Raw genomic sequence first — 13,670 nt, forward strand, 5'->3', positions numbered from 1 at the left:
ATCTTTAAAAATAACTAAATTTCTAAAATATTACTGTCAGTCTCAGATCACCTTCCCCTCACAAAAGGATATTTTATGAACTTTCGTGCTAGTTTAGGCATTTTAACACTCTCTTTATCCACATATACAATGGCCGAAACCACTGTTTCAGAAAAAGATTACAATCTTCCCAAATGTTCTAAGCCTATTGCTAGTGTTATGGTTGGCAATTTAACTTGTAAGTCTGCCGCCTGCCAAACTAATACAGCAGATACAGCTCGTCAGAGTGGTCTAATTGCATTAGCACAAATGGCTTCAGGTGAATCGGAAGCTAGTTTTCCTGCTATTGGTGATGGACTAAAAGCCATGTTGACCACTGCACTCAAAGAAACGGGATGCTTTGATATACAAGAGCGCGAAGCAATGGATGAGTTAGCAAAAGAATTGGCTCTTGTAGGTAAAACAGTTGAAGTTCAACAGGCTGATTATATGATTAGTGGTGCAATTACCTCTATTAGTATGAGTACTAAAAAGCAAGCTATTGGTGGCGGCATGATTCCTATCGTTGGTGCTATTTCAACCACTAAAAAATCCGCAGATTTAGGTTTAGACATCAAAATTATTGATGTCAATAAAGCCAAAATTGTCGATGCCAAAACATTTACTGGCAACAATCAAACATCCAGCTATGGTTTAGGCATGGGTGGCTATGGTGGCGGTATTGGTTTAGTTGGTGGCTTATCAAACCTAAAAGGCACACCGATGGAAGAAGTAGTGCGTGATGTTTTAGCACGAGTGGCGTCTTTTAGCTCTTTAAAACTTGTTGAAAGTAAAGGGGCAACCGATGTAACTATTACTAACCCCATTAATACACAAGCAAAAAAATAAAATTGTGGGCTGCTAAGCCAGCCCCTACATCACCATTCTTGCCTTCACCATCGCTAACATTTCTTGCGGATCTTTTTGTAACACATGTTCACCTGTGCGACCTTCGGCAGCATTACGTTTGGCAACACTGAGCCGTGATAACCAAAAACGTAGTGCGGCCATGGTTAAAAACGTGGGTAAGACTTCTTGCTCATCTTCGGTGAGTTTGCGTACTTTTTGATAGCCAGTTAAAAAGGCGTGATATAACGCTTGATTAAGAGCCACATTCGGCCAATCACTACAAAAATCATTGATGGTAATAGCAATATCTAGCAACCAATAATCTTTACCCGCTTCGGAAAAATCTAAAATCGCTTTGAGTTCATCACCAGCAAATAAGGTGTTATCGCGAAATAAATCACCATGAATTAAGCCTTTAGGCAAATCATCAAAATCTTCGGTGGTTTCTTCAAAATCATTGAGCACAGTATCTAAAATCAACTGTTCAACTTGAGTCATGCCATTGCGTGCTTTGGCGGCTTCTTTTTGCCACCAAGCTGCCCCATGCGCATTGCTGCGTTTGAGTGGGTATTTCTTTAGAGCTAAATGCAATTTAGCCAGTTGCTCACCAATAACTTGTGCTTGAGCAACGTTAACCTGTAAGGGATGTTGACCCTGAATGCGTGGTGCTAATTGCGCGGCTTTATCTTTAATAGTCAATAAACTTTGACCATTATTGGCAATTAAAGGAGCGGCTACAGCCACGCCAGCTTGTTGTAAATGCTGTAATAAAGGCGCTAAAAAACTTGCTTCTTGGCCATTTAACTCTTCAAAAATGGTTAGCACAAATTCTTGGCCATTGGCAGTGCTCACAAAATAATTACTGTTTTCTATTCCTGCTTGAATAGGTTGATAGGCAATCGCTTGTAATTGGTATTGGCTAACAAACTCTTGAATTTCGCTTAAGGTTAATTCGGTATAAACAGACATTATTTTCTCCTAAAGTCCAAGAATTTGTTCACGTGGCAAACGTTTTTTCATGCGTTTTTCAATTAATCGAAAATGATCTTCATCTTCTTCGGTAATTAATGCCACAGCATAACCTTGTTGACCTGCACGGCCTGTGCGACCAATCCGATGAATATAATCATTGGCTGAGCGTGGCAACTCAAAATTCACCACATAAGGCAATTGTTGAATATCAATACCTCGTGCAGCCACATCTGTCGCAATCAACACGCGAATTTTTTTGGCTTTAAAATCCTCTAAAGCTTTATTGCGCGCCGATTGACTTAAATCGCCATGAAACGCGGCGGCTTGAAGTCCTGCTTTGGCCAATTTTAACACCAAACGATTACAGGTGTTTTTAGCACTGGCAAACACTAATACTTGTTGCCAATTTTCACTGTTAATTAAATGAATTAATGCCGCATTTTTACGTTCTTGCTCAACGACATATACATGCTGTTCAATTAAATTTTCGTCTTGTTTCGCAAGGTTAATTTCGAGAGGTTGATATAATAATTGCTCAATCAACTGTTGTAATTCGGGTGGAAATGTTGCCGAAAATAACAAGTTTTGGCGTTTTTTTGGCAAAGCTTTAAGAATTTGGGTTAATTCTTCACTAAAGCCTAATCCAAGCATTTTGTCGGCTTCATCCAACACTAAATACTCTAAAGCATCACATTTAAGCGCGTTATGTGCCATTAAATCGAGCAAACGGCCTGTTGTCGCCACAACAATATCTGCACCACCACGCAAAGACAACATTTGTGGGTTAATGGAGACACCACCAAACACCGCACATACTTTTAAACGTGGCTGTAAATATTGGCCATAACTATTGATCGCTTGGCCAATTTGTATGGCTAATTCACGAGTTGGGGCAAGAATTAAGGCGCGAATCTGATTGCCTTTCGCCTGACTTGTTTGTGCTTGCTGAGATAAACGCTGCAACAAAGGTAAAGCAAACGCAGCGGTTTTGCCTGAGCCTGTTTCTGCGCCTGCCACCACATCACGTCCCTGCAAAATGGCGGGAATAGCGGTTTGTTGGATGGGGGTGGGCTGTTGGTAATTAAGCTCATTGACTGCTTTAACTAATAAAGAATCAATACCAAGATGGCTAAAAGTAGGCTTAGGTGTCATTAACAATCGTTTCAAAGATTAAAAGTAGCCGCTATTTTAACGTAATTCTGTTATGTTACTCGCCTTATTTTTGCAAGATAGATAGTCAACATGGCTCTTAAATCTACTATTTTTAAAGCAGAACTCTCTATTACCGATATGGATAGAGATTATTATGCAACACATCAACTCACCATTGCTCAACATCCATCCGAAACCGATGAACGGATGATGATTCGACTTGTCGCTTTTGCCTTATATGCCAGCGATTCTTTGCAGTTTACCAAAGGTTTAAGTGCTGAAGATGAACCTGATTTGTGGCAAAAAAACCTACGAGATGAAGTTGAATTGTGGATTGATTTAGGCCAACCCGATGAAAAACGTCTACGTAAAGCAGCTAGTCGTGGTCAACAAGCAGTGATTGTCAGTTATGGTGGTGGCACGGCGGATGTGTGGTGGAAAAAAATGCAAGATAAACTCAGTCGTTTTGATAATTTAACCGTGATTAATTTACTCCCTGCCGAAACCGAAGCTTTAGCCCAAGCCGTTGAACGCACCATGCAAATTCAATGCACCATTCAACAAGGCCAATTGTGGTTTTCGATTGGTGAACACAGTATTGAAGTCAATCCTGTGTATTGGTTAAAGCCTTAAAGCTCCCAATCCACCAAATTCAACCCTAATACACGTTGAAACTCGCGAGTATTATGCGTCACCAAAGTCGCTTGATGTGCTAAGGCAATTGCGGCAATTAGCATGTCATTTGCGCCAATCAGTTGGCCTTTGGCCGCAAGGTCGGCACGAATTTGTGCATAATAGTGAGCCGCATTATCATCAAATACCCAACTTTGAATTGGCGCAAATAAAGCCTGTAGCAACTGCATATTATGCGTAGGCTGTTGGCTGCGTTGTGCGCCAAACCATAACTCTGCTTTTACGACACTGCACAAAGCAATTTCACGCGGGCGACAGGCCAAAAAATGCTGACGTACCGTGATATTTTTTCGTTGCCATAACTGAATACAGGTATTAGTATCTAATAAATACATCAATCAAACCCTAATCGCTCATCGACTGGCAATTGTTCTGGCCGTTGGCTAGCTTCACCCTGCCATTGGTCAAATAACACCACATAACTATCAGGCCATTGCTGCTGCGTTGCTAACTCTCGTTTGACTAATTCTGCCAAATACTTAGAGACCGACAAATTGAGCTGTTGTGCTTGTTGTCGAATTTGTGCCTCTAAGTCATCAGGCACATAAAAATGCAATTGTGACATAGTGATTTACCTCAGAGTTTCTATATATGTGCTATATGTGTTTTGATGCTATCACATCGTAATCAAAAACAATAATAGCTTTTAACTATTAAATTTTAATAAAAAATCAATTTTAACTATTTTTAAATTTTCGCTAGGATTGACCTCAGATTGAACAGTGACAGAGACATTTTCTTCAAATGTCTCTGTCCTAAACTTAAACTCTCTGAGGAAAATCATCATGGCAAACTTAATCAATACCACCGTAAAACCTTTCAAAACCACGGCTTATCACAACGGCAAATTTGTTCCTGTTAGCAACGAAACCTTGTTAGGCAAATGGTCTGTGGTTGTCTTTTATCCTGCTGACTTCACCTTTGTTTGCCCAACAGAACTCGGTGATTTAGCGGATAACTATGCCGAGTTTCAAAAATTAGGCGTTGAAATTTATGGTGTGTCTACTGATACCCATTTTACTCACAAAGCATGGCACGACACGTCTGACACCATCCGCAAAGTGCAATATCCTTTAGTTGGCGACCCAACAGGCACATTAGCCCGCAACTTTGAAGTGATGATTGAAGAAGAAGGTTTAGCCTTACGCGGTACGTTTGTGATTAATCCCGAAGGTCAAATCAAACTCTGTGAAATCCATGAAAACGGCATTGGTCGTGATGCCAGTGAATTGCTGCGCAAAGTCAAAGCCGCACAATATGTTGCTAACCATCCTGGTGAAGTTTGCCCAGCAAAATGGCAAGAAGGTGCAGAAACCTTGAAGCCTTCTTTAGATTTGGTTGGCAAGATTTAATGTATGTAGGGGCAACCCTCGTGGTTGCCCTGAAACCCTTAAGTTTTAACATATACAGTCACTTGGGCAGCTACAAGAGCTGCCCCTACTGGAGTCATATCATGTTGGATGCCAACTTAAAAGCTCAATTACAAGCCTATTTAGAACGACTGGTTAATCCCATTGAATTGATTGCCAGTTTAGATGACAGCCAAGCCGCACAAGAATTGCATCAGTTATTGCAAGAAATTGCTGGTTTAAATGCCAAAATTCGTCTTGCCGAACCTGTCTCTGGTGAACGTCAACCTTCATTTGCGATTGCACGTGTGGGAGAAACACCTAGAGTACGTTTTGCAGGCATCCCTTTAGGGCACGAATTTACCTCTTTAGTATTAGCCTTATTACAAGTCAGTGGTTATGCCCCCAAAATTGAGGCAGTGATTGCTGAGCAAATTAAAGGCTTGTCTACTCGCTTAAATTTTGAAACCTATGTTTCGTTGTCTTGTCACAACTGTCCAGACGTGGTGCAAGCCTTAAACATTATGGCGGTACTTAACCCCAATATCAGTCATACCATGATTGATGGGGCGTTGTTTCAACAAGAAGTGACCGATAAAAACATTATGGCCGTGCCTTCGGTACGTTTAAATGGTGCAGAGTTTGGTCAAGGCCGAATGACTTTAGAAGAGATTTTAGCCAAAGTAGATACTGAAGCCGAAGCCAAAGCCGCCGCTCAGTTACATGACAAAGCCCCTTATGACTTGTTAATTGTCGGTGGTGGCCCATCAGGGGCAGCGGCAGCGATTTATGCCGCCCGTAAAGGCATTAGAACGGGTGTTGTAGCTGAGCGTTTTGGTGGCCAAGTAATGGATACCTTAGCCATTGAAAACTTTATCTCGGTGAAAGAAACTGATGGCGCAAAATTAGCACGCTCTTTAGAAGAACACGTAAAAAGCTATGAGGTTGATATTATCAACAATCAACGTGCCAGCCGTTTAAGCAAAGATGACTTATTTCATGTGGAATTAGCCAGTGGCGCAACCTTACGCAGCAAAGCCATTTTAATTGCGACAGGCGCACGTTGGCGCGAAATGAACGTCAATGGTGAAAAAGAATACCGTGGTCGTGGGGTAGCCTACTGCCCACACTGTGATGGGCCGTTATTTAAAGGCAAAGCCGTTGCAGTGATTGGCGGTGGTAATTCGGGTGTAGAAGCAGCGATTGATTTAGCAGGTATAGTTAGCCATGTGACCTTGCTTGAGTTTGATAGCAAACTGCGTGCTGATGCCGTGTTGCAAAAGAAATTGCATAGTTTGCCTAATGTCACCGTAATCACTTCAGCCTTAACGACCGAAGTACATGGCGATGGCCAAAAAATGACGGGCTTAAGTTATACCAATCGCTTAAACAATGAGAGTCATCATTTAGCGGTTGCAGGTGTATTTGTACAAATTGGTTTATTGCCCAATACTGATTGGTTAAAAGACACCCTAAACTTAACTAACCGTGGTGAGATTGAAGTCAATGCCCGTGGTGAAACGTCAATGGCGGGTGTATTTGCCGCAGGCGACGTGACTACTGCCCCATTTAAGCAAATTATTATTGCGATGGGTGAAGGCGCAAAAGCCTCATTAGCCGCGTTTGATTATTTGATTAGACAGCAATAAACTCCGAACTTAGGCATTGCATCGCAATTAGCACATTTTACAAACAAATAGGCGATAATGCCTAAGTCCTAAATGGCAGAATAGGGGCTAAAATCAGCTCCTATTCTTAATTGCGACAAATCTAGTTTTTTATGTTTTTTCTGATTGAGCTTGGCTTTATTTTGTTAGTTTTTGGTGGTTTGGCTTTATTGGTATGGTATAAAAGTCGAAAGCAGGACGACGATTAACTTAACCATGGCCAAGCTCTTATTCACTATACTGCGTATTCTGACCGAAAAACTGCGTTGGTTGGTACTCATTGTTATTGTGTTACTAGCAGCTTCTTGGCTCAAACATGAATGGCAACAACTTGAACAGGCTGAGCAACAGTACCTTCAACAACGTCAAACTCAAATTATTCTCAACAAACGCTACCAAGAGCTACAAATAGCTCAACAAAAAACAGCTCAAGCCACAGCAAAATTAGAAACACAACTCGCTAATCGCCAAACCTTAGTGACTCGCTTAGAACAAGAGTTGAGTGAGTTGCGTCAACAACGCGATGATTTATGGGAGGAACATTGGTTATCACGCAAAAATCCTTTGTCTGAAACAGCCCAACAACTCCGTGAATATAAAATTAAAATTGCCGCACTCAATGCCCAATTAGAAACTGCCAAACAAGCAAAACAACTCTGGCAAAATAAAGTTAGCAACTCAGCTATTATTGCCGAAAATAAACGTTTAATTGAAGAGCTTCTGCAAACCAAACAAGCCTTAAATCATATTTCAAACACAGTAGAACATAGTCAACATTTAGTTAATAGCAGCTTATTAACACAACTCAAACAAGCCATCAGCGAAATTTTACCCATGGCTATAGGCATTTTATTAGCTGCTATACTAACCCCTATTATCATTAAAATTGTCTTGTATTTTTTAGTAGCTCCTATTGTCTCTCGTTTAAAAGCCGTACAAATTGATGCTAGCATTCAAGAGCCTTATTTACCGATTGCAACAGGTCATATCTCACAACATGCCTTGACTGTTGAGTTACTGCCGCATCAAGAGTTATTACTACATCCTGATTATTTGCAAAGCTTTAGTCAACGTGCCGAAAAAACAACGCAATGGTTTTTAAACGCCTCTATTCCATTAACCAGTTGGGCAGCAGGTTTAGTCACTTTAGTCAGAATACGCAGTGCAGAAACAGAAGTCGTACAACTGGCCTCAATGTATCATCCTTTTGAAGAATTGGTGATTATTAGCCTCCCTCCAAATAGCCGTCTGGTTTGTAAGCCTCGTGGTTTAGTAGGCGTTATTAAAGATCGTAATCATCCTGTTGTTATTAGCAAACATTGGCGATTATTTAGTTTACATAGCTGGTTAACACTACAATTACGTTATTTGATTTTCCATGGTGAATGTCAATTAATTATTAAAGGCAGTGGCGGTGTTGTCGTCGAATCAGCACAACAATCACGCCTTATTCAACAAAGTGCCACTTTGGGTTTTAGCAGTGATTTAGCTTATAGTAACTATCGTTGTGAAACCTTTGTGTCCTATTATTTAGGCAAAGACTCTTTATTTAATGATCGTTTTCAGGGCAAAACAGGCCTATATTTTTATGAGCAATCACCCTTACATCAACCAACACAAGGCAAAGGCAGCAAACGAGTTGAAGGGATATGGGATGCCTTATTAAAAGTATTTGGTATTTAATCGTTAAAAAATCACCACTCATCGACTGTTCATTCACAACAACAATTAACTCTAGTAGATTAAATCAACAAGCTTATATTCACTAAAATTTTAACTTTAAACGCCATTTTTGATATAAAAAGTCAAAATTCATACTTTTTCACGCCATCATTGCGAAAAGACGCCAAAAAATCATCCTCAAATTCATCCTTTTTTTCATCCTTACGGTTGATTTTTAGCCTTTTAGTTTAGTTCATCATACGTCCCATCAAGAGCAGTAATGCTCATAAAAAACTTAAAACAACCATAACAAACTCAAAAACTCAGGCATTTTCAACATCCCAATTTTGAGATGCTTAGAGAATGAGTTGACAGGATGACAACCATGAAAAAATTATTAACGCTTTCTGCCGCCGCTTTAGCTAGCTCATTAATGGTCGCTGCACCAACCGCGCAAGCTGGTTACACTACAACCAAATACCCTACCTTATTAGTACACGGTATTTTAGGGTTTAAAAATTTTTGGGGTGCAGATTACTTTTATCAAGTTCCTTCTACATTACAAGCTGATGGTGGCAAAGTACATGTGGCTACCGTTTCTGCAGTAGGTAGCAATGAATTACGTGGCGAACAATTAATTAAGGAAATGCAAGACCTAAAAGCAATTTATGGTTATAGCAAATTTAACTTAATTGGTCATAGCCAAGGCAGCCCAACTTCACGTTATGCTGCTGCTGTTCGTCCAGACCTCGTTGCTTCTGTAACAAGTGTCAATGGTGTTAATAAAGGCTCACGAGTAGCAGACGTAGTTCGTAAAGTTGCTCCAGCGGGTACAGTCACTGAAGCTGTTCTCAAAACTGTTGGTGATGGTTTAGCAGGCTTTTTAACTTTTGTTTATGGCACTCCGACTTTAGATCAAAGCTCAATTAACGCTTTAAATAGCCTCACAACTCCTGGTTTAACTACTTTTAATAGCAAATATCCAGCAGGTGTACCTAGTGCTTGTGGCGAAGGTGCTTATAGCCAAAACTACACTAAAAATGGTGTAACACACAAAGTTAATTACTATTCTTGGGGTGGCGTAAGTGTGTTAACTAATGTGCTTGACCCCTTAGATGCAGGTATTGGTTTGTTATCAGCCGCCTTCTTATTTAGTGGCGAAAAAAATGACGGTTTGGTAGGTGAGTGTTCACAGCGTTTGGGTAAAGTGGTTCGCTCTAACTATTGGAACAACCATTTAGATGCTATTAACGGTTTCTTTGGTATTGTTAACTTATTTGAAACCAATCCAAAAACAATTTATCGCGCTCATGCCAACCGTTTACAAACTGCTGGCTTGTAATTAATACGATAATGTTACAAGACGGTTATTTATTTAACTTGTATTATTTATTTTTGCAAATATACCTTGTTAATGACTTTTGACTTAGAACCTAATTTCGGTCAAACATCTAAGTCAAAAGCTGTTAATAATTTTTTTGCTACTAAGTCTTGTGATGTTGTTGCGTCAACACAACAACATCAAACTCAGTCCTCGTCCCTTGTGACTGTTTTCCTCGTCTTTAAGACTACTAGTTTTTCTTTGTGTAATCTCTGTTCAGCTTATTTTCCAATCATCCGATAATATTGTCATTTTTTATCAATAATTAGTCATCTATCGTCAATAAAATACTCACACACAACAAAAATAACAGGTCTTACAATCGGCTGGTAAGCTTAAACGCTATTGATTAACGCTTATCTAAACGACTCAATTTGCCATAAGCCAAGCTGTAAGCCCTCATCACACCACAATGGTTAAGACGATGGACTATATCCTTGCTGCTAAATTGCGCATACCTACAAGCCCTGTGCAATTAGTCAACCGACCTCGACTAATATCTGCACAGCTTAGCCCTATTACGCTGATTTGCGCTCCTGCTGGCTATGGTAAAACCGTATTAGCTAGCTCTTGGGTCAACTCACTTGATATGCGTTGTGCATGGTTATCACTAGACCATACAGATAATGATACCACTCAATTTATGATGCACTTAGTCAGTGCCATTCAAAGTCAATTTCCTGATTTTGCTAACCAAAGCCATCATTTATCTAGTAGCAATCAATTACCTGCTATTTCAGGCTTAACACGCGCTTTATTAAACGATTTGGGACAACTTACTGAGCCATTATGTTTAGTATTAGACGATTTACATTGTTTACATGAGCCATTTTTGCATGATGCTTTAGCATTTATGATAGAACGCTTACCACCACAACTACACCTAATCCTCACCAGCCGAACAATACCGCCGTTTTCTTTGGCACGCTTACGCGCTCAAAGGCAACTCACCGAAATTTATACCCAAGACTTACGTTTTAGTGTTGAAGAAGTTCAGCAATTTTGCAATCAATCAATGCAACTAAAATTAACGCCCGATTTAGTAAAAAGCTTAGAAACACGCACTGAAGGCTGGATTGTTGGTTTACAACTTGCTGCACTTTCGTTAAGCAATACCAGCAATAAGTCTATGTTTATTAAAAATTTTGCAGGTGATGATCGGCACATTACTGATTTTTTGATGGATGAAGTGTTAAATCAACTCTCTGATGAGCTGCAAAAATTTTTATTAGAAACCAGTTTGTTAGGGCAATTTAATGCCAGTTTGTGTGATAGCTTACGCCAGACAAACAATAGTCGTCAGCTAATTAATGAATTAGAAAAACAAAACTTATTTATTAGCTGTTTAGATCATAAACGTGGCTGGTATCGTTATCATCATTTATTTGCTTCACTATTAAAAAGTCGCCTAGAAGAACTATATAGTCCAGATGACATCACCACCTTGCATCAACGTGCTAGTTTGTGGTTTACACAACATCATTTATTAAACGAAGCCATTCAACATAGTATGAATGCTCAAGATTACACACTAGCTGCACAGTTAATGGAAGATAATAGCTCACAACTATTTTCTTTAGGCCGAATTACTACTGCTGTCACTTGGGCATACCAATTACCTTCTAGCATCTTAGCCAACTGTCCCAAATTATCTATGTTATGTGCGTGGGCAGGTTTGGTGATGGACAATCTCTCAGAAATAGATCGTCACTTAGCCTCTATTCATCAATACCTCAGTAATAATCCTATTGATACCAACAAACAACATCGCTTGTTAGGTCAAATAGCCTTAATTCGTGGTTGCCAATATTGCCTAACCAGTGATATTGAACGTGCCGAAGCCTCTGTGATGGAAGCTCTAAATTATTTGTCACCCAAACAAGTGTTATATAGTGGCGCATCCGTTTGTTTGGGCTTTTGTTATTATGTACAAGGCAAAATTGACAAAGCTCAACGCTTGTTTATGGCCAATGCCCATATTAGCCAAGCCAAATATAATTTAATGATTCCTATTTTTGCCGTCTTAGGTTTAGGACGTTGTTATTTATTACGTGGCGAACTAGAAGCAGCTGAACAAATTTATAATCGCGCTTTAGCAGAATGTATCGCTTTTGGCTGGCAAGATGTGCCAGTCTGTGGAATGTTGCATTTAGGATTAGGTGAATTGGCTTACGAAAGTAATCAATTAGTTGAAGCGATATTGCATTTAGAAAAAGGCGTTGCCATGACACGCATTGGTCAAATGCAGTTTTTTAATGCTTGGGGACGTGTGTTATTAGCACAAGCTCAAATTGCCCTAAAACAAACCGTCGTTTTATCAGCTATCGAAGAAGCAGAGCTAATTCGTTATTCCGAACGTTTTTTAATTGAAATTCCGCCACTCTCTGCGAGCTTAGTACAACTTTGGTTGCAACAACAGCGTTTTGATTGCGTACAACAATGGCTAAACAATGCGCAATTACCTGTTAAGGGTGAGTTAGTTTTTGAGCGTTGGGCAGAATACTTAGTATTATGTCGCTTTTTTATTAAACAACAACGCTATCAAGAAACAGCTTATATATTAGACAAACTATATGACTATGCAGAAAGCCAACAACATCGTCGTTTACTGGTTGAGGTTTTGCTTATTCAATCCATCATGCAATATCAACAACACTTATTGAGTAAAGCTGCCGACAGTTTACAAAAAGCGATTATTTCCACTCATGACAGTAAATTTTTACGTTTGTTTGCTCACGAAGACCATTTGTTAGAGACCTTGCTACCACTGATTAGCAAAAGTCTGATTCATCATCCTTTAATGTGCGATATCATGGCTTTACTTGCTCCCCATACAGAAACACCAGCAGTTACCGATAACACATCCTTATCTTCTTATTTAGTATTAAGCAAAAAAGAACGCCTAGTCGCCCGAAAAATGATTAGCGGAGCAAGCAGCCAAGAAATAGCCGAAATGCTTTGTGTGTCTCTAAGTACCATTAAAACACACACACAAAATATTTATACCAAACTTGGTGTTAACAAACGTCCCCAAGCGATAGAAATGTTACTGCGCTTAAATTTAGCTACATGACGTTACCTAAACTAAACACTTGTTACGGTAACATACAAAAGCTGTTACTTAGACACTGTCAAGATGTTACCTTTTTAAGACACAGTTCACATAACCGCAGCCATCAAAACAAATAACTATTTGATATATAAACAAAAAATATTTTATATAAAAGTTGGCACGCTATCTGCAATATATATTATGCGTAGCAAATAACAACAAATAGTGCAGCGCGTAACAACAACGACAATAAACCATAATAATAAGATGAAAAGTGGTTTGTGCAATGTCAGGAAGGCAACATCGTACAAATAGCTTATTGAGTGGCCAAAAAAATAACAAGCCTGCCACTAAACAGAGTAGATAACTGGCGAATAAAAACAATAAGCGTCAGAGCAAGCGATAAATAACAACAATAATCGCGGCAAACAATAAAAATAAGAGGCAAATTAGTGCAAACGTGGGAGTCCTAGACTCCCACGCCTCCTCTAGCTTTTAGTGCCTAATAATTCAATTTTGTAACCATCTGGATCTTCGACAAAAGCTAAGATTGTTGTGCCATGTTTCATTGGCCCAGCCTCGCGTGTTACTTTACCTCCTGCTGCTTTAATGCGCTCACATGCTTGATATACATCATCAACTTCTAAAGCAATATGTCCATAAGCATTGCCTAATTCGTATGATGAGGTGTCCCAATTGTGCGTTAACTCTATTACCGCACCTTCATGTTCTGCACCATAGCCCACAAACGCTAAAGTAAAACGTCCTTCGGGATAATCTTTACGTCTTAACAACTGCATCCCTAAAACTTGAGTATAAAAAGCTAAAGATTTTTCTAAATCAACCACGCGCAACATGGTGTGTAATAAACGCAT

General features: G+C 39.5%; 12 protein-coding genes. 7 read left to right on the forward strand and 5 right to left on the reverse strand.

Annotated features, from left to right (window positions below):
• Positions 1–75 precede the first annotated feature (75 nt).
• Positions 76–867 (forward strand): CsgG/HfaB family protein, encoded by a 792-nt coding sequence (locus Q0212_RS02615; protein ID WP_297921784.1) that lies wholly within the window; start codon positions 76–78, stop codon positions 865–867.
• A gap of 24 nt (positions 868–891) precedes the next feature.
• Here Q0212_RS02615 and Q0212_RS02620 read toward each other — a convergent pair whose 3' ends face one another.
• Positions 892–1,836, reverse strand: coding sequence for a homoserine kinase (locus tag Q0212_RS02620; RefSeq protein WP_297921787.1), 945 nt, complete (start codon positions 1,834–1,836; stop codon positions 892–894).
• 9 nt (positions 1,837–1,845) lie between these two features.
• The gene (locus tag Q0212_RS02625) at positions 1,846–2,991 is read right to left on the reverse strand and encodes a DEAD/DEAH box helicase (protein WP_297921790.1); all 1,146 of its coding nucleotides are present in this window, start codon (positions 2,989–2,991) and stop codon (positions 1,846–1,848) included.
• Positions 2,992–3,081: 90 nt separating this feature from the next.
• Here Q0212_RS02625 and Q0212_RS02630 point away from each other — a divergent pair, with 90 nt between their 5' ends.
• Complete coding sequence (locus Q0212_RS02630) at positions 3,082–3,624, forward strand: YaeQ family protein (protein WP_297921793.1); 543 nt, start codon at positions 3,082–3,084, stop codon at positions 3,622–3,624.
• Here the strand turns inward: Q0212_RS02630 and Q0212_RS02635 are convergent.
• On the reverse strand, positions 3,621–4,019 hold the full coding sequence (locus Q0212_RS02635; protein ID WP_297921796.1) for a type II toxin-antitoxin system VapC family toxin: 399 nt from the start codon (positions 4,017–4,019) through the stop codon (positions 3,621–3,623). The genes Q0212_RS02630 and Q0212_RS02635 overlap by 4 nt on opposite strands.
• A complete protein-coding gene (locus Q0212_RS02640) occupies positions 4,019–4,249 on the reverse strand; it encodes a hypothetical protein (protein WP_297921799.1) in 231 nt (76 codons plus the stop codon). Before Q0212_RS02640 ends, Q0212_RS02635 begins: the two co-directional genes overlap by 1 nt.
• Before the next feature lie 220 nt (positions 4,250–4,469).
• Between Q0212_RS02640 and ahpC the strand changes: the two genes are divergently transcribed.
• The 5 genes from ahpC to Q0212_RS02665 all read left to right on the forward strand — a co-directional run bounded on the left by ahpC (position 4,470) and on the right by Q0212_RS02665 (position 12,816).
• On the forward strand, positions 4,470–5,036 hold the full coding sequence (gene ahpC, locus Q0212_RS02645) for an alkyl hydroperoxide reductase subunit C (protein WP_297921801.1): 567 nt from the start codon (positions 4,470–4,472) through the stop codon (positions 5,034–5,036).
• Positions 5,037–5,137: 101 nt separating this feature from the next.
• The gene (ahpF, locus tag Q0212_RS02650; RefSeq protein WP_297921804.1) at positions 5,138–6,682 is read left to right on the forward strand and encodes an alkyl hydroperoxide reductase subunit F; all 1,545 of its coding nucleotides are present in this window, start codon (positions 5,138–5,140) and stop codon (positions 6,680–6,682) included.
• Between the two features lie 234 nt (positions 6,683–6,916).
• Complete coding sequence (locus Q0212_RS02655; RefSeq protein ID WP_297921807.1) at positions 6,917–8,383, forward strand: hypothetical protein; 1,467 nt, start codon at positions 6,917–6,919, stop codon at positions 8,381–8,383.
• Between the two features lie 364 nt (positions 8,384–8,747).
• Entirely contained in the window at positions 8,748–9,704 is a 957-nt protein-coding gene (locus Q0212_RS02660; protein ID WP_297921810.1) for a triacylglycerol lipase, read from the forward strand.
• A gap of 463 nt (positions 9,705–10,167) precedes the next feature.
• Entirely contained in the window at positions 10,168–12,816 is a 2,649-nt protein-coding gene (locus Q0212_RS02665; protein WP_297921813.1) for a LuxR C-terminal-related transcriptional regulator, read from the forward strand.
• A 467-nt stretch (positions 12,817–13,283) separates the two neighbouring features.
• On the opposite strand, the gene gloA is transcribed toward Q0212_RS02665, so the two are convergent.
• A complete protein-coding gene (gloA, locus tag Q0212_RS02670) occupies positions 13,284–13,670 on the reverse strand; it encodes a lactoylglutathione lyase (protein WP_297921815.1) in 387 nt (128 codons plus the stop codon).

This window comes from uncultured Agitococcus sp., from assembly GCF_937920075.1.
In the GTDB taxonomy this organism is placed as follows: domain Bacteria; phylum Pseudomonadota; class Gammaproteobacteria; order Pseudomonadales; family Moraxellaceae; genus Agitococcus.